General features: G+C 60.0%; 22 protein-coding genes. 8 read left to right on the top strand and 14 right to left on the bottom strand.

Annotated features, from left to right (window positions below; genetic code table 11):
- Window positions 1-246: 246 nt before the first annotated feature.
- Complete coding sequence (locus tag BGC09_RS19790) at window positions 247-465, top strand: hypothetical protein (protein WP_069805945.1); 219 nt, start codon at window positions 247-249, stop codon at window positions 463-465.
- Window positions 466-1,522: 1,057 nt separating this feature from the next.
- On the opposite strand, the gene BGC09_RS19785 is transcribed toward BGC09_RS19790, so the two are convergent.
- Together BGC09_RS19785 and BGC09_RS19780 are read right to left on the bottom strand one after the other, a co-directional pair.
- Window positions 1,523-2,545, bottom strand: a complete 1,023-nt coding sequence (locus BGC09_RS19785) for a tyrosine-type recombinase/integrase (RefSeq protein ID WP_084659148.1) — start codon at window positions 2,543-2,545, stop codon at window positions 1,523-1,525.
- A 281-nt stretch (window positions 2,546-2,826) separates the two neighbouring features.
- Window positions 2,827-3,057 carry a helix-turn-helix domain-containing protein gene (locus BGC09_RS19780; RefSeq protein WP_052891141.1) on the bottom strand — a complete coding sequence of 77 codons (231 nt, stop codon included), beginning with the start codon at window positions 3,055-3,057 and terminating at the stop codon, window positions 2,827-2,829.
- Window positions 3,058-3,196: 139 nt separating this feature from the next.
- On the opposite strand from BGC09_RS19780, the gene BGC09_RS19775 reads away from it, so the two are divergent.
- The 7 genes from BGC09_RS19775 (at window position 3,197) to BGC09_RS19740 (ending at window position 8,462) form a co-directional block, all read left to right on the top strand.
- Window positions 3,197-3,478, top strand: coding sequence for a hypothetical protein (locus BGC09_RS19775; protein WP_069805943.1), 282 nt, complete (start codon window positions 3,197-3,199; stop codon window positions 3,476-3,478).
- A 35-nt stretch (window positions 3,479-3,513) separates the two neighbouring features.
- A complete protein-coding gene (locus BGC09_RS19770; protein ID WP_069805942.1) occupies window positions 3,514-3,777 on the top strand; it encodes a hypothetical protein in 264 nt (87 codons plus the stop codon).
- Between the two features lie 229 nt (window positions 3,778-4,006).
- Window positions 4,007-4,342 (top strand): hypothetical protein, encoded by a 336-nt coding sequence (locus BGC09_RS19765; protein WP_069805941.1) that lies wholly within the window; start codon window positions 4,007-4,009, stop codon window positions 4,340-4,342.
- A 340-nt stretch (window positions 4,343-4,682) separates the two neighbouring features.
- Window positions 4,683-6,506 carry an NAD(P)/FAD-dependent oxidoreductase gene (locus tag BGC09_RS19755; protein ID WP_069805939.1) on the top strand — a complete coding sequence of 608 codons (1,824 nt, stop codon included), beginning with the start codon at window positions 4,683-4,685 and terminating at the stop codon, window positions 6,504-6,506.
- Window positions 6,507-6,800, top strand: a complete 294-nt coding sequence (locus BGC09_RS19750) for a 4Fe-4S dicluster domain-containing protein (RefSeq protein WP_069805938.1) — start codon at window positions 6,507-6,509, stop codon at window positions 6,798-6,800.
- Window positions 6,801-6,804: 4 nt separating this feature from the next.
- Window positions 6,805-7,800: a hypothetical protein gene (locus BGC09_RS19745; RefSeq protein WP_069805937.1), complete on the top strand. Its 996-nt coding sequence runs from the start codon at window positions 6,805-6,807 to the stop codon at window positions 7,798-7,800.
- Window positions 7,801-8,075: 275 nt separating this feature from the next.
- A complete protein-coding gene (locus tag BGC09_RS19740) occupies window positions 8,076-8,462 on the top strand; it encodes a hypothetical protein (protein WP_069805936.1) in 387 nt (128 codons plus the stop codon).
- Window positions 8,463-8,764: 302 nt separating this feature from the next.
- Here BGC09_RS19740 and BGC09_RS19735 read toward each other — a convergent pair whose 3' ends face one another.
- The 12 genes from BGC09_RS19735 to BGC09_RS19680 all read right to left on the bottom strand — a co-directional run.
- Window positions 8,765-9,640 (bottom strand): hypothetical protein, encoded by an 876-nt coding sequence (locus BGC09_RS19735; protein ID WP_141727871.1) that lies wholly within the window; start codon window positions 9,638-9,640, stop codon window positions 8,765-8,767.
- A 209-nt stretch (window positions 9,641-9,849) separates the two neighbouring features.
- Window positions 9,850-11,340, bottom strand: a complete 1,491-nt coding sequence (locus BGC09_RS19730) for a replication-associated recombination protein A (protein ID WP_069805934.1) — start codon at window positions 11,338-11,340, stop codon at window positions 9,850-9,852.
- Between the two features lie 95 nt (window positions 11,341-11,435).
- On the bottom strand, window positions 11,436-12,356 hold the full coding sequence (locus BGC09_RS19725; RefSeq protein ID WP_069805933.1) for a PfkB family carbohydrate kinase: 921 nt from the start codon (window positions 12,354-12,356) through the stop codon (window positions 11,436-11,438).
- 225 nt (window positions 12,357-12,581) lie between these two features.
- On the bottom strand, window positions 12,582-13,604 hold the full coding sequence (gene jag, locus BGC09_RS19720; RefSeq protein ID WP_069805932.1) for an RNA-binding cell elongation regulator Jag/EloR: 1,023 nt from the start codon (window positions 13,602-13,604) through the stop codon (window positions 12,582-12,584).
- 298 nt (window positions 13,605-13,902) lie between these two features.
- Window positions 13,903-14,913, bottom strand: coding sequence for a YidC/Oxa1 family membrane protein insertase (locus BGC09_RS19715; protein WP_069805931.1), 1,011 nt, complete (start codon window positions 14,911-14,913; stop codon window positions 13,903-13,905).
- 29 nt (window positions 14,914-14,942) lie between these two features.
- Window positions 14,943-15,170, bottom strand: a complete 228-nt coding sequence (gene yidD, locus BGC09_RS19710) for a membrane protein insertion efficiency factor YidD (protein WP_069805930.1) — start codon at window positions 15,168-15,170, stop codon at window positions 14,943-14,945.
- 13 nt (window positions 15,171-15,183) lie between these two features.
- Window positions 15,184-15,570 (bottom strand): ribonuclease P protein component, encoded by a 387-nt coding sequence (rnpA, locus tag BGC09_RS19705; protein ID WP_069805929.1) that lies wholly within the window; start codon window positions 15,568-15,570, stop codon window positions 15,184-15,186.
- 135 nt (window positions 15,571-15,705) lie between these two features.
- Complete coding sequence (rpmH, locus tag BGC09_RS19700; protein WP_069805928.1) at window positions 15,706-15,840, bottom strand: 50S ribosomal protein L34; 135 nt, start codon at window positions 15,838-15,840, stop codon at window positions 15,706-15,708.
- A gap of 146 nt (window positions 15,841-15,986) precedes the next feature.
- A complete protein-coding gene (locus BGC09_RS19695; protein ID WP_069805927.1) occupies window positions 15,987-16,661 on the bottom strand; it encodes a double zinc ribbon and FHA domain-containing protein in 675 nt (224 codons plus the stop codon).
- Between the two features lie 139 nt (window positions 16,662-16,800).
- Complete coding sequence (locus tag BGC09_RS19690; protein WP_069805926.1) at window positions 16,801-18,039, bottom strand: vWA domain-containing protein; 1,239 nt, start codon at window positions 18,037-18,039, stop codon at window positions 16,801-16,803.
- Window positions 18,040-18,088: 49 nt separating this feature from the next.
- Complete coding sequence (locus BGC09_RS19685; RefSeq protein WP_069805925.1) at window positions 18,089-19,999, bottom strand: zinc-ribbon domain-containing protein; 1,911 nt, start codon at window positions 19,997-19,999, stop codon at window positions 18,089-18,091.
- Between the two features lie 143 nt (window positions 20,000-20,142).
- Window positions 20,143-21,840, bottom strand: a 1,698-nt coding sequence (locus BGC09_RS19680; protein WP_141727870.1) for a tetratricopeptide repeat protein, incomplete at its 5' end; no start/stop codon positions are given.

Genomic DNA, 21,840 nt, shown 5'->3' with positions numbered 1-21,840 from the left:
TAGAACGCTACACGCTAGAGATCGTCTCAGGCAAGAGACGGATCGTGCTGCCACCGACACGTTGCATGCTTCGCCTGGCGCTAGATCCCATGACGATGCACCGCATATTTCACCTGGACGCATTCCGCGTCGTCTTCCGTCGATATCACTATGCACCCCCACAGGGCTGGCAGTGTGTCGGGACGTGGTCATACGTCTCTAGCGCTGCTCATACAATGTCGGCGCTGACAGCAAGGGGAGGTCACCATGTCAGGCGCGCTCACGGGGAAGCGCATCCGCTATAGCGTTGACGGGACACGCAAGCCCTATTGGGAAGGGGTGGTAGAGCTGGCCAGTGACCGCTACCGCTATGCCCGGGTCACCGTCACCACCAAAGGCTATGAGGGACATGTCGAATGGGTGGCCTATGACCACATCATCGCGGTGCGCTCAGAGCAGGGGCGTTGGATACCGCCGCAGTTCTGAGCGCCAGCGCGGTTGTGTGTGTGCTGTGGGGTGGGTGAGGATGCTCGCTTTGCGCCAGCGCTCGCTGTGCGCTGACCTGGGCGCGGTAGTCGTCTCTCAAAATATCTCTCGGTTTTTGCGGATTTATTCAGGGATAACAGGGAGGTTTTACACACGTATGAGCCATTTTGACAACGCCATGTAACAACGACACACACACCTTTACGAATCGGTAACGTATTGGCTACGTATCGGTACGTCAATCGAATGGAACGTTGACCCAACAAACACACCTGGCATGCACCCATGAAGGGGTCGGATCGGATCGGGTTGACGAGCGCTGAGGGAGTGGAATGGATAGGGAGCTATCACCAACCTGTACACTTGTCTGGACAAGTATACCAGTGGGGGTATATTTCACAAAGAATCGAGACGGTAACAGCAGAGCACAGCAACAGCAGTAGCAGCGGGGAGATACCGCCGCTGCACTGCGCTGGTTATTGGCTGGTGTGTGATGGATTGGATGCCATTGGTTATATTGTCTAGTTGTTCGTACAAATGGAATTCGAGTATGATCACTGTACTGTAATGGATGGGTATGATACCATGATACTACCACTATACTACTACTCTGTCTTACAGTGGGGAGGGCAGCAGAATGCTGCCCTCCCCTTTTATCTCTCTCTTAGTTAGAGATAGATAGTTAGATATTAATAATATTAATACTAATAGCCATTAGTCACTAACCAATAACCAAAGAAACAAACTAATAAAGGGTACCCCTATCTATAGGTCTCTCAAAGAAAGAAACCTACAGACAGACAGAGAGAGGGATCGGTAGATGCCAGGGCTATGCTGAGGCTGCACACGCTCCCACCACCGTCACGCAGCCAGCCCTGCAAGACGCTGAATTTCGTATTTGCCCGACTAATGCGAAATGTGGAGGCCATAAAAATTTCGCGCTGTAGCGGTCAAGAAACCGCCTTGACGAGCAGAGATTACCCCGTAGTAATCCCGAGCTATCAAGGCCATTTCTCGGCCTTCTCAGCGCGAAATTCGGGCATTCCTGCAGGACATCTTACCCTGCAATTCGATGATACTTCAGCGATACGGGTGACCCAGAGCGCTCCCCAAACTCAAGCAGCGCGTCGACAACGGTCGGTGTATCGCAAGGCCGATACACCTGGAACTGTCGCGTGTAATGACTGGTTGTCGAGGCATGCGCATGTCCGAGCTTGGCTTGTAAGTCGGCCACCGACATGCCTGCAGCGTAGCCGAATGCAGCGCTGGTATGTCTGAACGCATGTGCGCCGCGTTGTGGGATACCTGCATCTTCTTCGAGGCGATAGAGCACCTGGTTTAGCCCATTTCGTGTCAACGGCCCCCATCGGCCAAGAAAGATTGGCTCTTCTGGCTGACCGCCAATGCGGTAGTTGCGGATGTAGTCGGTCAAGTACTCTGTTGCTCGCTTCCCCAACCCGGTGGCACGCCCCTTGCCACCCTTGCCGTTGACGATCACGAGGTGTGGCACCGGCTCACGAATGAAGTCGCACAACCTCAAGGACACCAGTTCTTGCGCGCGGATACCGCTATCTAGCAAGACGGCAAGAATGGCACGATCCCGCAATCTGAAATAGTGCTCCTGTGCCTCAGCAGCACGGAACAGCGCTCGGATTTCATTCGGAGTGAACACCGGTGCTTGATACGCTGGCTCACGAGGGTTGTCGACATCGAGAGTCTCTGGTGGCACGCCGCCAAAGCGGCGCTGGCAGAAGCGCAAGAACAGCTTGGCAACCCGGTTGTAGCCAGCGAGTGTGGCAGGCTTCACGCGAGTCTGATGGCTGAGCAGGAAGTCTGTGTAGCACTCCGGCGTAATCTCGTGTAAGTAGCGGATATGTGCCGCTTCACAGTGCGCAAGAAAGTGGCGAAGTTTGTCACGATACGATTGCTGCGTCGAGGGCGGTTTCAGTTGCAGGTGGTGCTCAAAGGCTGCATAGGCATCGGAGAGCAACGGCGATTGTGGTGTCGTTGAGGAACGGCGTTGGACACGCCCTTGAGTGAAGATAGAGCGTCGTTGTCGTTGAGGGTGAGACACCAGCATACACCTCCAGATTGGAAGGATGCCAGTGCCTGTCACTTCCACAGCGCTGCCATCAGCGTTGTGTCGCGCTAGCGGTACCTGACAGCATTTTCAGTGCTGTGCTCTACCAACTGAGCTACCCTGGCGTCTCGGCCCGCTTGAGTGGCCAATTGAGCACTCTACAAGATGCTGTGCTCTGCACCCGGAATGCTGTGCTCATTGTATAGCACACTTCTCAGAATTGTCAAGAGGGTTGTGGAGCAGGTTGGTCATGTAGGATCGCAGAGCGAGCGGCTGGCTGGCTAGGTTGGGCGATGGTCCTCGTCTTCGTCAGGAAGCTCTTCGTAGAGGTCCTCAATGCGCACACGCAGCGCTTTCGCGATGCTCACCAACGTTGGCAACGTCGGGTGATACGAGGTCGGCTCTCGTATCATCCGGCGTACAAGCGCGTCAGGCACCTGGCTCTTGCGCGCCAGCCAGGACTGTGTTTTTCCCTGTGCTTCAAGAATCTCTTTGACCTTCAGTCTGATCATGCGGGTCAGGATGCTTCCATTGGGGGTATAGGCCGGGCCTAGCTTAGCATAAGAATTCCAACTAAGCTATCCGAATTGAAATTTGGAATTTCTTATGGTAATTACTATTCTGAGAATAATTGTTCATAGGAAGGCTCTGATGAAACGAACCCGCTTGCTTCAGATGCGCCCACAGCCAGGGCCAGAGCCTGAGCCAGGGCCAGCCTCACGGTCTGAGCCAGGCGCTCCTCTCCGCATTACCGTCAGTGTGCTGCAGGACCGGTCATTTCACCTGCTCCCAACGCCCCATGTGGTCAGCCACCTGCGACGTGATCCCAAGATTCTGCGCCAGTGGTTTCCCATGACCCTGGGGAAGCAGCGCCCCTATGTGGTCACACTGGCTGGCCAGGGCTGGCAGCAGGCTATTACCGTCACTAACTAACACAGCACAACAGAGCACAGCAAGGGGAGGTCACCATGTCACGCGCGCTCACGGGGAAGCGCATCCGCTATAGCGTTGAGGGGACACGCAAGCCCTATTGGGAAGGGGTGGTAGACCTGGCCAGTGACCGCTACCGCTATGCCCGCGTCACCGTCACCACCAAAGGCTATGAGGGGCATGTCGAAAGGGTGGCCTATGACCACATCATCGCGGTGCGCTCAGAGCAGGGGCGTTGGGTTCCCTTTGCTGCCTCCTCGCATTCCCCCGAGACACCCCTGGATTCCCTCGACCCAGCCTGAGAGAAGAGAAAGGAGTCGCTCCATGCAGCGCTGTACCTACAAACTCGCCAAAGCTATTCGCCCCGGGGACGCCTGTCCCTCCTGCTCTTGCCCTACGTGGCTGCTCTTCGGGATGCGAGTCGCGCTACGCTAAGACATTCTGGCTAGTTTCACGGCGGTACCGTACCCTGCGGAATACCTTGATATAAAATACTCCTATGTATGGATATGAATTTCCGGGCTAGCGATTATGATTTCTCCGCGTAGCACAGCTGTCATATTTGTCCTGCTTCTGGTTGCTATCTTATCGCTGGCCTGCATCAGCCCGCTCGCCCTGTTCAACCCAACCGTCACCCAAGGGCCAGGTGTGGAGCATGCCGATGGCAAAATTGTGGCGATTCAGCAGGCCGATATGAGCTTCGTGCTCCAGACCGCCAGTGGGCAACGCCTGCGCTTTCTCTGCGTCGAGCGTTGTCGTCTGGCATTGCAGCATATGGAGCGGCACCTGCGGGAGAAAGCGCATACCGACGTCTACTACTATCCGCAAACCACAGGTAAGCCGCCAGTGGCCTTTCAAGTAGACTAGCTGTCGTAGTTCGCTCACTGGCGCTCATACCCGTCTCGATCGAAGCCAGAGTCATCTAGCGATACCTGACCGCTCAGCGTCAGACACCTGATCTGAAGTGGCAGCAGATGCAAGGCAAGGAGGCAAGCGAATGAAGAACGAAGCAAGAGGCAGGCGGGGCGAGCAACAGTATGGGCTTTCAGCCTGGTTGGCTGATACATCGATGGAGCGGACGCAGGGCCTCGTCGCTGGGGCCGGGGCTGGGCAAAGGCGAGGACCTGGCCAGCGCTGCAGGAAGGCGGGAAGCTGGCCACACTCAGGTGATCAACTCAGGTGATGGGTGAGTACAGATAGAGGAGCTATGAGACAGGATCATGCAGGTCATCGGGCCCCCCTGTTCAAAGGGGCTGAGCAGCCCAGTATTGATCGGGCCGATATTGTGATTGTCGGCAATGGTATCGCCGGGCTGACCGCGGCCATCCAGGCCCGGAGCTTTGAGCCTGATGCCCGGATTGCCATTATCAGCGATCAGAACCATCCCACGATCAATACGCCCGCGCTCAAGCAGTTCGCCGTCGGCAAACTGACCCGCGAGCAGCTTCTGGCCTATCCCCCCGGTACAGAGCGACAAGAGCGTATCCACCTGATCCACGCGCGGGTCGAAAAGATCAATGCCCAGAGCAAGTCTGTGGTCCTGGCCAACGGCAGCGCCTTTGGCTACGGCACGCTGCTCGTGGCGACTGGCAGCACGCCGACGGCATTGCCTCCTCAGCTGCCCGGGCGCGACTTTGATGGCGTGCTGACGCTGCACCGTCTGCAGGATTACCTCGATCTGCGGCGACGCCTGCCCGAGATCGAGGAGGCCGTTGTGATCGGGGGCGGCGCCCATGCCTGTGAAACAGTCATGGGTCTGCTGCACTGGGGCATCCATGTCCACTGGTTGATCCGCAGCCCGGTCCTGCTACCGCGCATGCTGGACGAGACTGCTTCAGAGATGGTGCTAGAGGGCATCAGGCAGGCTGGAGCAGCCGTCTATACCTCGACCGAAGTGGTGGGCATCGTGGGCCGCGTAGGTAGCGTGATCGGCGTAGTGACCAACCATCAGCAGTTTATCCCCTGCCAGCTGGTCGTGGCCTGCACTGGCACAAAGCCGGTGACGACGCTGGCCAAACACTGCGATCTGCCCCTCAAGCATGAGAACGGCATCCTTGTCGATGACCACCTGCGCAGTAGCGTGCGCGATATTTACGTGGCTGGCGATGTGGCGGCCCTGAAGAATCCGCTCACCGGCCAGTATGAACCGCGCGCTCAGTGGTATGCCGCTGTGGAGCAGGGTCGCATGGCCGGCGCCATGATGACTGGCCATCGTGAAGCCGTGCGCCCGTTTGGCGTCCCCTGGCACGCGACCCATCTGGGCGACCTGTCGATGCTCTACGTGGGCAATCCGCTGCAGTCGCCCCCAGGGGCCTATGTGCTCACCGATACTAGCCGCGGCGGCTATCGTCGCCTCTTACTGCAGGGCGAACGCCTCATCGGCTACCTCGCGCTCGGCCCTATGCAGCCCGACAGCCTGGCGATCAAGCGCATTATCGATGAAGAGCTGCCCGTACGCGATATTTTGAAGGGCCTCTTGAAAGGCGAATTCGACGCCCGCCAATATTTGACGCGCCGGCGCACCTACACCGCTCAGGATCTGGTCACCAGCGGGCGTCTGGCCAGCATAAAGCCCCCGACTGTGCAAACGACCACTCAGACCACACCCGAACCCGCTCCCGCCACTCGCAGTCTTGCTCCGGCTGCTGAAGCTCCTCAGCTTGAGCCTCGCCTGCCAACAACTGAGCAACTACCTCCACTCTCTACCGGGCCAGTGGTCGCCCCCGCCCCCCAGCGTGCTCCGGTCCCCGCTCCTGCCGGGAATGCTGCTTCTCGCTATCCTATTGTCCACGAAGAAGAGGAGATCAGTCCCTTCACTGGCACCCTACCCGCCCTGCCGGAGCAGGAGCAGGGACAGACAGGGACACGTTTGAACTCTGGCAGCCTGCCAGCGCGTCCAGGTCAGGAGCGCGGAGGACGACGCAATCTGTGGGCTTATAGCGATCCTGCCCTGCCCGCCTTTCCTCGCCAGACTCCGGCCCAGAGGCAGCAAGTCCGATCCTACAATCAGCAACGGGAGGGAGGACGTTAAGTGCGTAATCCTGTCCTTTTACATAAAACCGCCTCTCAGGTTCAACAAGAACTTGAAGCCTGCATTGGCTGCAACGAATGCCTGCTTGCTTGCCCGGCTCTTGATGAGCCCCTGACGATCGATGTCCTCAATCGTGAGACCTTTGGCGGCCCGATCTCGGCTCCGGTTGCGCGTTTTGCCCGCTCGTGCTATCAGTGTAGTGCTTGTGTGCCTCCCTGTCCGGTTGGTCTCCACCGTGATGCCATGATGATGTGGCTGAAGATCCGTTTGTACCGTTCTGGAGAGGAGGATTGAACTTATGCCGGCTTTGCGTTCTTCCTCGCCCTATGATTATGCTTCCGATCGGGAGTGGGCTGGCACGCGAGGCTATCCACTCTTTTTCGTCTATCTCAAGCCACGCAATCTGCTGCGCATAGCGCTCGGGCTGTTCATCGCCGTGGCAGGACTGGTCTTCTGTGTCTGGTACAGTCGCAACGGGAGCGATCCGACCCCTGATAGTCTTGTCGGCCTGATCTACGCCGTCCTGGGCACAGCCTTCCTCCTGCTGGCTGGTCTCCTCTACAGCTTGCATCGCCGCTCGCGGAAGAGCAAAAAGGTGATTGGCGGGCTGCGCTCGGCCTTGGGTTGGCATATGTTCTTTGGGCTGACTGGCCTGGCTCTGATCTTCTACCACTCCTTTGGCAATTTTAACCCGCGCTCCGGCACCTACGCGCTCTACGGTCTGATTGCCTTAGTCATCAGCGGCATCATCGGGCGCAGCCTCGATCGGATCATGCCACGCCTGATTGCGAAGGAGGCCAGCAAGGCCCTGACTCAGGAAGGAGAGGATCGCATCGAGGCCATTTCACAACAGCTACAGGCCATCGTCGAACATAATACCCAGCGCGTGCGTGGCCTGACCCCATCATCGGCCTCGGCCCCACCCGCTGTCTCGGCGGCCCCAGAGCGCGCAGGAAGCCCTGGGCGCGGGCGTACCCTGCATGGTCCCTGGGACCTGGCCTATCTGACCCTGGAAGAGACGCCCCAGGAGCTGAACCGCTATGAACAGAGCTATCGCCTGGTACCCGATCGCAAAAGTCCCCTGAGTCGTCCCGGGGCCTTGCTACCTGGGGCCCAGGAGCAGATGGCGGCCTTGCAGGCGGTCGAACATGCCATGAGGCGTGAGCAATTCTATCGCTACGTCATTCGCTACTGGCGCATCTTCCATATCCTGCTCGCCCTGGTCACCGCCGGCCTGGTCATCTGGCACTTAGAATACGCTGCCTCGCTGGTGATCCCCACGCTGTTCCATTAAGGATGATAAGGATGACCTGACTCCCTGCCTCCTTACCTCAGCCCCAGGCAGCAGGATGGGCAGCTCTCTTCCCCTCTCAGCCAGCCAGCTATCTGGGTCTGGAGCTGAGGCTGGACAGGCTGGGCGTGGTCTCAGTGGGTTACCGGCAGGGTAGCAAGCAACCTGGCGGCCTGGCACTGCCCCCAGCGCCAGGCCCTCTCTCCTCTCATCTCCTGGTCTCTCGGCAAGAAAACCCCGGTCGCGCCTGCTGCGTATTAAGTAATGGAGGGAATGCTATGTCGAGAGAACTGCTTGTGCCCGGTACGCGCCCGCGGCGGCTGTGGCCGAGGCGCCTTGATCTTCTCTTTCATGTCTTCAAGACCGTTCGCTTGATTGCCTACCTCCTGCGTCATAAACAGGTCGGAATTGGGCGGAAGGTCCTCTTTGTGAGCGGTTGTGGCGCCTTGCTCGTGCTGCTACTCTTCCCCGATGCCTTTGGTGAGCTGGTAAGCAGTACGCTGCTCCCTGTGGTCGGAGCTGTCCTGGGGGTGCCTCTTGATGCTGGCTTCGACTGGCTGACGCTGGTGCTTGTTCTGGTCTCCCTTTTGCGCGTCTTCCCTGCCGAGGTCGTAGAAGAAGGCTATCGCCGCATCTTCAGGCCACCAAAGGAGCCAGGGGTTTGACGGCGGCCCCTGCCTGCGCTCGTCTGTCAGCCCCTCTGAGGGAGCGGCAGGAGGAGAAGATGAAAAGATGAGCCAAAAAAAGAGTAAGAGCGCACTGCGCCAGCGGTCGCCTTCATGCTCGCTCAGAGCAATACCTCTGGCTGTTGCGCAGATCCTATCTCAGCCGTTTCCCTGGTTGCAGCCCGCAATCGACCGTGACGGTGCTACCCTGCCCGGCTTAGGGAGGGAGAGAAAGCCCTGGCTCTCTCCTCTGAGCTTCCTGGCGGAGAAAAGTGACGGTTACGCGGTCACTCTTCCCCTGCTCAGAGATGGATCTTGTCATTGGCATCAGATGGCCTGAACTTTGTCCCCGTGTTGATGAAGACGATGTTCTGATCGCCGAGGTGGATGATCATGTCAGGCTTGCTGTCGCCGTTGACATCCTTAAACTCCAGGATCGGGGGAATCTGATCGACATTCGAATTGGTGCCGTAGAGATAGGGGCCGCCGTAGGTGATGGCTTTGGCCGGATCGCCTGCCATCAGCTCAACGACAATGATGTGGCCGTGGAGATTGATGGCGATAAAGTGGCTCGGATGCTGAGGACTGTCCCCCCCATGACCAACAACAGCGTCGGTCTGATAGGTGCGTGGGTTGCCATAGCGGATGTCATCCAGGCGCTGAGTCCCCCAAGAGATCAGCCAGGAAGTGAGAACCCAGAGAGCGAGCATGACAAGCATGCCAACGCCGATAAAGAGTAACCAGTGAATGCGCCGACTAGTCTCTTTCTCTCGCTCCGTGAGGGGACTTTTGTATGGGGCTTTCTGTGCCGCTGGTGACGCTGGTGACGCTGGCGCGGGTGTGGCTCGCATGCGCGCCGTAATGGCCGGGCTGGCCGTCGTTGTCACTGGCTGCTGGGCACTGCGTCGGTAAGTGTAGGGCACCGGCATCTGGCGCGTGGTCGACTGCGGACTCATGGCTCGCTGCGTCCCCGTGAGACGAGGATCGTTGAGCCGAATAGCACTGCTACCGGGCCGCGGCGGTCGCGATGCATCTGGATCGTCTTCTGCGAGATAATCGAGCGGATCTGGTGGTACATAGCCACGGCGTGTCTGCGTGGTAGGGAGGGGCGTTTCGTCTCTTCTGAGCCGGGCGGATCGCCTTGCTGCTGTATATTGCTGCCTCTCTTCTCCAGACATTAGCTCTCCCTTTCTCGATCAGTTTTTCCTGGGCGCTGCGCACAATGTCAATGCACGTTGCTCGACGAAAGCACCAGACGCACAAATTGCAAGCCTCAGTAATTATGTCGGATGACCTGCCAGGTTGTCAAGGATAGATGTATATCAATTTAATGCAGACGTGTTTTGAAAAGAAAACGGTAGTTACCTGCTTTTTGATGATATCTGTATCAGCATGAAGAATGGCTCTCTCCAGTAATGGACGAAGAACTCTCACTGCAGGTATCAGAGGAAGTGGCGGGCGCCGCCTGGTCATCCTGAGCGCAAGAAGTGCGGCGTCGCTCCAGCCAGCGTCTGATGCCTGCCTCATTGCCCTGGAGGCCAGGCTCGTAGTAGCGTCTTCCCTGCAGATTGGCTGGCAAGTACTCCTGCAGCTGCACAGCTGGTGGTCGAGAAGGGTCGTCGCTCTCCTCCTCAAGCTGGCGATAATAATCGTGGGCATACTTATACTCCTGGCCATAGCCCAGCTGTTTCATCAGCGTAGTGGGAGCGTTGCGCAGAGAGAGAGGGACGGCCTCCTGGCGCTGCTGGTGTACATCATCGCGCGCGCGTCCGTAGGCCACATAGAGGGCGTTACTTTTGGGGGCGCTGGCCAGGTAGACCACGGCCTCCGCCAGGGCCAGATCGGCCTCGGGCAGGCCCACGAACTGGACCGCCTGCTGGGCTGCCACGCACAGAGGCAGAGCCAAAGGATCGGCCAGGCCCACATCTTCCGTAGCGATGCGGATCAGGCGGCGAGCGATAAAGAGCGGGTCCTCGCCTGCCTCGAGCATCCGCGCCAGCCAGTAGAGGCTAGCATCGGGGTCAGAGCCGCGGATGGCCTTATGCAGAGCCGAGATCGTATCGTAATGTTGGTCGCCGCCTTTATCGTAGAGCAAGGCCCGTCGTTGCTGAGCCTCGGACACCGTTTCCACGGTGATCCGTCCCTTCGTTGCTCCGGCGCCGGCGGCGGCCAGCTCCAAAACATTGAGTGCCGTGCGCGCGTCGCCATTAGCGAAACGTGCGATCTGCCGCAGCGCCTCGTCGTCGCTCTCCAGATGAGAGCGACCCAGGCCCCGCTCCTCATCCTGCAAAGCTCTTCTCAGAAGCTGGAGAATGGCCTCGTCGCTGAGGGGGTTCAAGGTAAAGACGCGGCAACGCGAGAGCAGAGCGGCATTGACCTCGAAGGAAGGATTCTCGGTTGTCGCCCCGATCAAAGTCAGCAGGCCCTGCTCGACGGAAGGCAAAACGGCGTCCTGCTGAGCTTTATTCAAGCGGTGAATCTCGTCGATAAAGAGGATAGTGCGCTGTCCCCGCAGCTGGCGTAGCCTGCGTGCCTCCTCGGTGACGCGGCGTAGATCGGCCACTCCTGCGGCAACGGCGCTGAGGGTCACAAAGTGAGCGCGGGTCCGCCGGGCGATCAGGCTGGCCAGCGTCGTCTTGCCGCTACCGGGCGGCCCCCACAGGATCAGCGACGGGACGCGGTCCTCCTCCAGGCAACGCCGCAGCAAGCGCCCCTCTCCAAGCAGATGTTCCTGGCCCACAAACTCATCAAGCGTTCGGGGACGCAGGCGAGAGGCCAGCGGCTCAGCGATCCCCTTTTCGCCGGCGTCAGCCGTGGCGCGCGACGGCGTGCCCTTCTGGCTGGATGCTGGATCTGGAAAGAGTGATGCTTGCTCCATCGTAGCGCTTAGCCTTATCGGCGCCCGCGAAATCCTCCCAAATGAGAAACGATCTCTTCATTCTACCACGTGCGAAGTGCCAATGTACAGCAGAATCAGCCAGCACCCGAACGTCGGCGCTGAGCCAGACGCTGCTCGACCTGAGTCGGGCCGGGGATAGCGCTCGTGCCCACGGCCTCCACCGAGAACGAGGCCACGCAATTGGCGAAATCGACCGCAGTGGCAGGATCGCCGGAGCGGGCCAGCTGCACGAGAAATGCAGCCGCGAAGACATCGCCGGCCCCAGTTGGATCGACCTCGCGTGCGGCATAGGCCGGGAAATGCTGAGCCTGTCCGTTGCGAAAGAGCGTAGCCCCCTCGCGGCCTGCCGTTGCCACCAGCAAGGGTACCAGCTGACTCCAGCGGCGCAGGATGGCCTCAGCCTCCGCCCGGCTGCCATTGGCAAAGGGCAGCAGATCATCATGGCTCAAGATCAGGGCATCCAGATGAGGCAGGACCTGCTCGGCGGCCTCCCAGGGAGTGGGCCAGACTCTACCATCGGCATCCCAGCGCCGCAGCCAGCCCTGGGGGGTTGCCGCCAGGATGCGGCCCTCGCCGCGTGGAAAGAGAGCCACCATCTCAGGTGCCAGCTCCTGGGTCAGGGGAGCCAACAGCACGATCGGGGCTGCGCGCCAGGAGAGAGGAATATCCTCAATCTCCAAAGGCTCGCTGCGCGCGCGCAAATACTGGATACGGAACCCATCCTGATAGCGATTTTCAAAAGTCGTCGTCGTCGTCGCAAGGCGGGCGGCCAGGCCGATCCCGGGCAGCAGCGCAGGAAGCTGCTGGCAGAGATCGGCAGCGGCGCAGGTCACCAGTGCTGCGGGCAGGCCGAGGCGCTCAACAGTCAAAGTAGCGAAGGTCACAGTACCGCCGAGGGCCAACGAGCCATCGGGAAGCACATCCCGAGTAATATGGCCAATGCTCAGAAAAGCAGGTGGCTCAGCGCGAGCGGGCTGAAGGATGGTCGCGGGCATAAAACGGACACCTCCCCTCTGGCGTGCGCAGGGCTGCAGAGCGCAGTTTGACTACCTGTATCCGCCCGCCTGCACCTGGGGCAAGCTATGCTGCTGATCGCCGCGTCTCCTCATGCGGAAGACAGGCAAGCGGCGTGTTGGCGAGCCAATAGCCCCCTCCTGCAGGCGTGGGGACAGAGCCAGCCAGCCAGTCAGCCAGGCTGGCCAGTCGAGGGCAGGCTTGACCTAGGAGCGCCCGGGGCGCTTCAGCGAGATCACCACGCGGCGAGCATCGCCCTCGCCGATGCTCTCTGTACTGATATCTTGACTATCGGCCAGCGCCAGGTGCACGATGCGCCGCTCATGGGGTGGCATTGCCTCCAGAGCGATCGAGCGACGATAGTTGCGCACTTGCTGAGCCACGCGCAGGGCCAGCGAGCGTAGATTTTCCTCGCGGCGTTGGCGGTAGTTCTCGGCATCGATGATGATGCGCATGCGGCGTTTCGTGCGATGGCTGACGATGAGGTTCACCAGAAGCTGGAGGGCAGAGAGTGTTTCGCCGCGGCGACCGATCAGCAGGCCAAGGTTCTCATGGATGCCCTGGATATTGAGGGTGAGCGGGTCGGTTGAACGTACCTGGACCGAAGCGCGGATATTCATATAGCGCAAGATATGCTGGAGCACATCGACAGTCAGCTCGATATCCTCGCGTGTAGGCTGCACTGGCTCCTGAGTGGCGGGTGAGCCAGTGGGGGTCTCGGTGGGGGAGGGAGCACCAGAGACCGAAGCAGATGCAACACCAGCAGAGGCAGAGGTAGCAGGGGAGGGAGCCATAGAGGTGTACTGCTCCCCAGGCAGCGGCTGCGGGCGAGCCGTCGGCTGTGCTTCCTGGGGGAAGGCCAGAGGCTCCTCGCTGTACTGCTCCTCCTCCTCCTCCTCTTCCTCTGAGAAATCGACGAACTCCTCCTGACTGTCATAGGCTCTATGAGCGGCGTTGGCGAAGAAATCCTCCTCCTCCTCCTCCTCTTCTTCTTCCTCTGCTTCGACCTGGCTTAGAATGGCATCAGCCATCTCAGGGGTAATCACCGCACCACGGCTGGGGCGAATCGTCACCCGGACCCGTGCCTCGCGACTGCCCAGCCCGAAGGCGCCGCGTGAAGGCTCTTGAAGGATTGTCACCTCGACCTCATCTCGGCGCTTGCCCAAACGGAGCAGAGCCTGCTGGACAGCTTCTTCAACGCTTTTACCACTGGCCTCAATGCTTTCCACTGCTTACTTGCCTCCCTTGAAGGTATCACACAATGCAGGGCAGAACGAGAAGCGAGAGCATGAGAGAATCGGTCAGTTGGTTGCCAGCCGGGGGCAGTGGTTCGACCTGGGTAAGGCAGACCAACCGAACCGGCCTTGGCGGCGATCGCGGCAGCCAGCGGAGGGCTGGCTGGCAAGGCCTGCTCACCTACTCTGCTACTCTCATCGCTAGGGTAGGTCGGCGAACCTGATTCATCAGCCCATCCGCCGCGATCCAGCCCGGCCCAGCTCAAGGCACTCTGACCGACGCTCGCTCCTCCTAGCTGGGAGTGGGATTTCTCCTTCGTACAACGCCGCGTCGACGGGCTGAAGTGCTGCGCAGATGGCGGCGCGAAGCGCTCGTACCATTGCGCCAGGGGCGCTCATCCGGGAATGCCGCTTGCGCCTCCTCTGACTCGATTGTCTCTTTGAGAACGCGGGTCTGCATCAGTTGCTCATTTTGTTTCTCCTCCTCTTTGCGGGAAGGGGAGAAAGGGCTGGCTGGGCCTGTGACCAGGTAGTACTGGACTGCCATAATGATGGAGCCGACGGCCCAGTAGAGGGCCAGGCCAGCGGGGAAGCTCCAGGCGAAGAAGAGGGTGATCAGAGGCATCAGCCAGGTCATGATCTTCATCGTCTGCTGCTGAGCGGCCAGAGCATCAGGGGTAGAGGTGCCGGAGGAAGTCGTTGCAGCCAGAGAGCGATTGTTGTTGCGGGACTGAGTCAGGTAGAGCTGGACAAAGGTTGCCAGGGCGGCCAGGATGGGCAGAATATGGGTCGGGTCAGGCAGGGCCAGCGACAGGTGCCAGGCTGGGTTAATGAAGGTGAACCAGTCGAGGTTGACGTTGGGGAAATGGCTGAACTTTGGTAAGAAGGGATAGATAAAGCCATTGAGCCGCTCCAACCCCTGATTTCCCTTCAATGAAGCATCGTCGATGACCGCTCGGAAGGCAAAGTAAAGTCCGTAGAGCACCGGCAGCTGCAGGAGCAATGGCAGGCAGCCCGAGTAGGGATTGATGTTGTAGCGTTTGTATAGCTCCTGCGTGGCCTCGAGCTGGGCGCGTGGATCGTCGCGGAAACGCTCGCGGATGCGGGTGATCTCTGGCTGCAGCTCCTGCATCGCCTTGGCTGATTTCAGCTGCTGCAGCGTCAGCGGGAAAAGAATCAGGCGGATGATGAGCGTTAGGACGATGATCGACAGGCCGAAATCGCCAAAGAGGTGGTACAGCAGCATCAAAACGTTGAAGATGGGCTGCGTAAAGACGACGTTGATAAAATCACTGATCCCCACGGGATTTCTCCTGCCTTCCTCGATCTTGCCTACTGGCCCAGGCGCTCAGGAACTGGGTCATAGAGATCTCCATGATAGAACGGGTGACAGCGTGCCAGGCGTTTCACCGTCAGCCAGCCCCCACGAATCAGCCCGAAGCGCTGGATTGCCTCGTACCCGTACTGTGAGCACGAAGGAACGAAGCGGCACGAGGGGGGCAGTATGACGGAAAAGGTGCGCTGGTAGACACGAATCAAAAACAGAGCAACGTACTTCACGGCTAATCGACCTTTATGGACACTCCCTTGCCGGGCGCTGCCGCCCAGACGCCTTGTTGGCCAGCAGCAATCGCGCTCGGCGTAACAAAACCTGCAGCTCGGCCTTCAACGTCTGAAGATCAGCCTCAAGCGCTTCGCGCCTGGGAATCAAGACAAGGTCCACGCCACGCAGCCGGGACAGGCAAGGTCGAATGGCCTCACTGAGCAAGCGCTTCAGGCGATTGCGCTGCGTGGCCAGCTTGAAGATGCGTCGGCTGACCACAAAGCCGACACGAACTTGATCGCTCTCCGTCGGTGCCCAGGCGAGGACCAACAACCTGGAGGCAACACTCCTTCCCTGCTGCCTGATCCGCTGAAAATCGCGGCTTTTGCGCAGGCGCAGCTCGCTTCTTAATGCCACCGTCTTGCTAGCTTGTGATCTATCATCTTCACCAACAGGTGAGAGAGAGCGCCTTGAGAGACACCCCAGAAAAGGAGCTACCGCAGGCGGCGAGTCGACGCCGTCGGGCCGGGTGAGGCCCGCCTGCGGGGGGCGCTAGACTGTCAAGCGCCAGCGACCCTTCAGGCGGCGGGCCTTGAGCACTCGCCGACCGGCGCGCGTCGCCATGCGTTTCAAAAAGCCGTGTTCCCTCTTGCGGGGGATACGCTTCGGTTGCCAGGTGCGTTTCATAAACCCCTCGTTCTCCTCCACTAAAGGATGTCTTGTAGATTATAGCGGGTAGCGATCCTGGCTGTCAATGACAGGGGGAGGCCTGACTGCCTGTGCCCTGCTGGCAGTTGTCGCCTCCCCGCTTCTCCTCTTCTTTCCCCTCTGGCTTATGAGGTTTTAAAGCGCAGCAACACGCGGCCCAGCTTGATCTCGTCATTATCGTGCAGCGGCGTTGGCGTCTTGGGAGCCAGGCGCTGCCGATTCAGGAAGGTGTAGTTGGTGCTATTCTCATCCTCGATCATGTACTGGCCGTTCTGGATGAAGATGCGTGCGTGCATGCGCGAGACCCCGCCCTCTTCGCCCCCATGAGGGGTGAGGTCGATGTCGGGGAAGATGTTGCTGACCGCGTCCTCGCGGCCAATCAGGATGTTGTCCTTCCCGCTAATGTCGAACTCCTGGTTGTCCGCCTCAACGATCAGTCGGGCCTGCAGGCTAGAGCCTGCCGCTGCAGGAGCAGGGGTCGGGGCGGGGGACGCTGGCGCTGGCGCTGGCGTCGCCACGGGAGCGGCTGGCGCCACACCCGGTGCGCTCACCGCCGCCGGCGCTCCCAGCAGGCTTACCCCGCAATTCGAACAGAAAGCCTCGCCCTGGGGATTCTGCGCGCCACATGAGGGGCAGGTTTGCATGCCTGGCTGTGCGGCTCCACTCGGAGCAACGGGCGCTGCCGGAGCTGGAGCCGCCGGCGCCGCCGCCGGGGCTGCCGCATTCAACGGCTCGCCGCATTCGTCGCAAAAGGCCGAACCATCCGGGTTCTCATGACCCAAGGAACAATATACTGGCATAATTCTACTCTCCTCCTCTAATCCGATGTTACCCCTGAAGCACGCCTTCTCACCTCCGCGCGCGTCGGTGGCACGGACGTCCAACACCTTGAGTGAATCCTCCCGTGCTGTGCTCCTCTTTCTGCTCTGTTGCGTACTGTCAGGGCAGGATGTCGTCCAGGCGCTGCGTTAACTTTCTCGTCTTATTGCCAATCGTTTTAACCTGTTCCTGAGAAATCTGCTGTCCTTTGCTGATCTGCTCAAGTGCTGCTTGTGTCTCTTCATCAAGGATGCGCGTCACGTTGGGTGCCAGGCGTGTTGTCACCTTGCCTGTGCGCTTATACTCATCAAGGATGCGCGTCACCAGGCGCTGGGCGTTAGCCTTCTCGGCGAAGTTCATGACTCGTGCGTTCACCTGGGCCGCCTGGTTGGGATCAGCTGTAAAGGTGACTTTAATATCTTCACGAATGCGCTCGCCCACCAGATTGGCGATGGGCACATCATAGGACAATTCGGCCTGGGCAATGCGGAAGAGGCCCGCCGGGCGTGGGTCGATGAGCAGTTCGACCAGCACGGCCTGGGGCGTCTCCTTCTCCAGGTCGCCCAGGGGAATCACCACCTGGCGATCCGAGAGGACGGACTGGCCAAGATCGCTGATGATGGGCAAGACTTTGACGGCCTTTTTCGGGGTGACCCCTGTTGGCAGGCGCAGGGTGATGACGGCGTTGCGCACGGCCACTGCAACGGCGCTCTGAACCTGCTGCTGGAAGATGCTCATGGCATCGGCGGGATTCCTGATGAATTCCGCTGGCATCCCCCCACTCAGCTGGCCAATGTCGTCCAGCAGGTTCTCATCCCAATCCTGCCCGATGCCCAGCGGATAGATGGCGATCCCCGCAGCTGCTGCTTCGCGGGCAAGCTGGCGACAGCGATCCGAGTCACCGTAAGTGACCCCATCCGTCAGGAGAATCATGCGGTTGACGGTGTTGGGGAAGCTGTAGCGTCGCAGTTCGTTGAGGCCCTGGATCATGCCCAGCGACATGGTGGTACCACCACCGTCGCGAATGCGGTCGATGGCCGCCTTCATGCCCACCTTGTCCTGGGCCGGCATCGAGGGGATGATGACCTGGGCTGTGTCGTCGAAGACAATGACAGAGACGTAGTCGGTCGGCTCCAGGTGATCGATGACCATCTTGACCGCCTCTTTGACATTGTGCAGCTTGGCCCCTTTCATGGAACCAGAGTGGTCCAGCACCAGGGCAAAATTCAGGGGGAGGCGGACCTGGGCCATCATCTCGGTGGGCTTGGCCTCCAGCAGGACATAGGCGAGCTGGCTCCCACCGGTGACCGGCATGTAGTCCTTCCCCAGCTGATACGCCAGCACTACCTCACCAGGCATAGTCTATCAGCTCCTTTCATTGGTGGCAGCCTTCAGTATATCATAGTGTTCAACGTACAAAGACCACAACAGCGCTGATGTTGTCTTCTCCCCCATTTGCATTGGCTGCCTCTATCAACTGGGCACAGGCTGTCTGTGGGTCCGGGGCTGCGTTGAGAATGCTCTCGATCTGTGGGTCGCGTACCATCTCCCATAGCCCGTCTGAGCAGCTCAGCAGGATGTCGCCCGGGTAAAGCTCTTGCTTGAAGAGATCGATCTGCACGTTGGGGCGATCGCCCAGGCTACGGAAGATCTGGCTGCGCTGCGGATGGGTGTAGACTTCGTCTGGCTGGATCAGGCCGCCTGCCACAAGCTGCCCCACGAGCGAGTGATCGGTCGTCCGCTGATAAAGCTGACCGCCACGGACCATGTAGGTACGACTGTCGCCCACATTAACGATATACGAGTGGCGCCCCACAATCATAAAACCGGTCAGGGTGCAACCCATATCGGTCTTGTTCTGCTGGTTGATCTGGCTGAGGCGGCTGTTGGCCTCCTCGACGGCTTCCTGCAGCAGAAGCACGAGCTGCTCTTCCTCAGCTGGCGCCGGTGCTTGCTGGCTCTCCTTTTCGGCGCTCAGGGGGGCTACCAGCAGGTCGCGTGCGATGCGCTCGGCGATGGTATTGATGGCGACGCGACTGGCAAGCTGGCCGCTGGCGTGCCCTCCCATGCCGTCGGCGACAATGAAGAGGCCTACTGGCTGGGAGATGGATTCGTGAGAGCGCTCCAGGAGGAGCAGGAGGGTGCTGTCCTCGTTCGGCTCATCGCGGCGGACGATGCCGGCGTCGGAGAGGGCCGCTGCGATCAGATGGACGCCCTCGGGGAAGGGATCGCGTTCGGCCTGCGGCTGTTCTACGGCGTAGGTGCGCCCTCCTTCGATGAAGGTGTTCACAACGTGGCCGCCAGTGACCTGGATCTCGGGGCTGGCCTGCTCGTCGCTGAATTCGTGCAGAAGGTAGGACATACCCAGCAATTCGGCGCCGCAGTTGATGCAGAACTCATCTCCTTCGGCATTCTCCTGGCTGCCGCAGTTCCAACAGTGCTGGTAGCCCTGCTGGTCGGTGACCTGATAGATGCGCTCGTGTTCCTCTTCTCGAACGAGCTGGTTAATCAGGTAGCGCCCACCCAGGAGGGTACCGCTCTCTAGTGGCCCGCTGCTCGCTGCTGCCGCTGCTTCGGTACTCGCATCCTCTACTGGCTGGCTCGGAGTAACAGGCCCAGCACTGGCTGTAGAGGTCTGGTCGCTGGCCTCTGGCTGAGCAGGTTGATCTGCTGATGATAGCTCTTCCACCGCGGTTCTTGTCCCTTCTTGTAATTCATCTTCTGTCGCTTCTGGTTCTGCCGACTCCGCCGGGCGGTCGACGGCGCTGCTGACGGGGGTGTCTGCGGCTTGCTCACTCTCTGGGGGGGGAGCCGCGGAGGCACCTCTCAGTTCGCCGCTGCCTGGCTTTGTCTGGCTGCCACTCTCGCTGGAAGGGGCCGCTCTAGTAACGGCAGGCTGCTCACTGGTAGCAGCGCTGCCTGGGCCTGGGCCTCCGCGAGCCTCGGTCTGTGTCTCGCCAGTTCCCGGAGCCAGCAAGATGGTTGGCAGGTCGGCGACGTCCCTGGCCTCTTGTGCTGATCCACTGCTGGCTGGCTGTTGCTGCTTCTGCTGGCGCTCGGCCTCCTCTAGCTCGCGCTGCCAGCGCTGGCTATGATAGGCCATCATGCGCTCGGGTGTCAGGATCAGTGTCGGGGCCAGGCTTGGGTCTTCCGGCCCCTGGCTGGCGGCGGTGCGCTCCGCTTCCTGGGATTGTCGGATTGACTGCTCGGAGACGGCGGAACTTTCGCTGGCGGGGGCTTCCCGCGGAAGCGAGCGCCCACAGCTTTTGCAGAATTTCGCATCGTCCCGATTGGGCGTGCTGCAAACTGGACAGATCATACCTGCTCTCCTCGCTCTCTGAGACGGATTCGGTCCTCTCTTCTTCTTCTTCTTCTTCTGGTGTTCGGCTTCAGGAGTGGCTGGCGACGATTCAATTCCTTATTATGGCTGGCGAGACCATCGAGTGCCATCGGTCGGACCCATCACAGCTGCTTTTGCAGGCGCAGAGCCTCAGCGTTATTGGGATCGCGCTGCAGGGCTTCGCGGAGCATTTGTCTGGCCTCCACCTTTTTGCGCATTTTTAGATAGCACGTGGCCATGGCGCTGTAGATCTCGGCTCGCTCGGGATCACGTTGCCGTGCCTGTTCCAGGGCGCTGAGGGCCTGATTCCACTGATTGGCGCGCATGTGGGCGCGACCCAGCTCGTACCAGCCATCTCCATGAGAGGGGTCGCAGCGTGTGGCCTCCTGGAGGACGCGGATCGCCGAGTTGTACTGGCGCGTTTCGCTGTAAAGGCGGCCCAGGGTGAGCAGAATGAGGGCGTGATCGGGATTGATCTTCAGCCCTTCGAGCAGGTAGCCCTCGGCCTCGCGCTGGTAACCCTGTTTCATTGCCACTTGCCCCAGCTGGTAATAGATGGCGGCATCCTGGGGGGCGATGCGCTGCGCCTCTTTGAAAGCGGCCTCGGCCTTGGAGTAAAGGCCCAGGTCGAGATAGCAGAGGCCGAGCTGGAAGTAGGCATCCAGGGCGTTCTGCCGGGTATTGGCCGCCTGGGCGAAGTGCTCGGCGGCATGGGTCATATTTTCGTGGAAAAGTTTCTCATCCTTATCGCGCAGGGATTGGCCATATTGGCGATACGCTCGAGCCAGGCTATAGAGCACGTCGTAGGTAGGGCGCCCGAGGGCCAGCGCTTGCTTGAATTCCTCGATGGCCTCGAGGTAGCGCCGGTTGTTGAGATCTTGCAAACCGCGCCGATAGAAGGCCAGAGGGTCGTTGCTGACCGGGGCACCGACAGAGATAGGGCGGGCGCGAATAGGTTGGCGCACAACACCTGCTGGCAGTGAGGCGTAGGCCTGGGCCTGCATGCGTACGTTGGGTGGAACCGCTGCTGCCCCCTGGAAGAGGGGCTGACCATCGCGCTTGCAGAATTTGGCCCCGGGACGGTTCTGGAGACCACAGCGAGGACAAACTGGCCCGGGTCCCTGGGGCGCTTGAGAGGGTGACCCCCCCGGGACGGGAGCCTGTCCACGTGTGGCCGGTACCACAATGGTCGCCTTGGGCGAGATCGCCGGAATCTGAATGGTCGCAGGCGCTGCCTGGCCCGGCAGGCACTGCTGCAAGGCTACTCGCATGGCCTCGGCGCTCTGGAAACGATGGGCCGGGTCCTGCTGCATGGCTTTGATAATGACCTGTTCGATCGGGCAGATGATGCGCCCGTCCACCTGGATCGTGCGCAGCTTCGGATTCTTGGCCCGGATGCTGCCCGGGGCCGGCGTCTGCATCGGCTCCGGCTCCTGGTTGGTCAGCAAGTGATACATCGTGGCCCCAAGCGAATAGATGTCCGAGCGGGCGTCGGTTTGCACCAGGCGACCGGGGTTTTGAGGTGAGCGCTTCTGGCCCGGAGCGGTGATTGAGCCAAGATGCTCAGGCGAGGCATAGGAAATGGTGCCCAGGTTCTCAGTGTTGGTGCGCTTATTGGGATTGAAGCGGCGTGCGATCCCAAAGTCGATCAGCTGAACGTCGCCCTCCGGCGTAATCATGATGTTGCCCGGCTTGAGGTCGCGCAAAATGATCGGTGGATTGCGCGAGTGAATGTAGCTGAGCGCCTCGCAGACCTTGGTCATCCAGCGGATGACCCGTTCCTCATCGAGCGGCCCCTTGTTCTCTTCCAGGATTTTATC

The sequence above is a fragment of the Thermogemmatispora onikobensis genome, from assembly GCF_001748285.1.
GTDB lineage: Bacteria > Chloroflexota > Ktedonobacteria > Ktedonobacterales > Ktedonobacteraceae > Thermogemmatispora > Thermogemmatispora onikobensis.
This window is presented reverse-complemented; position numbering and strand designations above follow the sequence as displayed.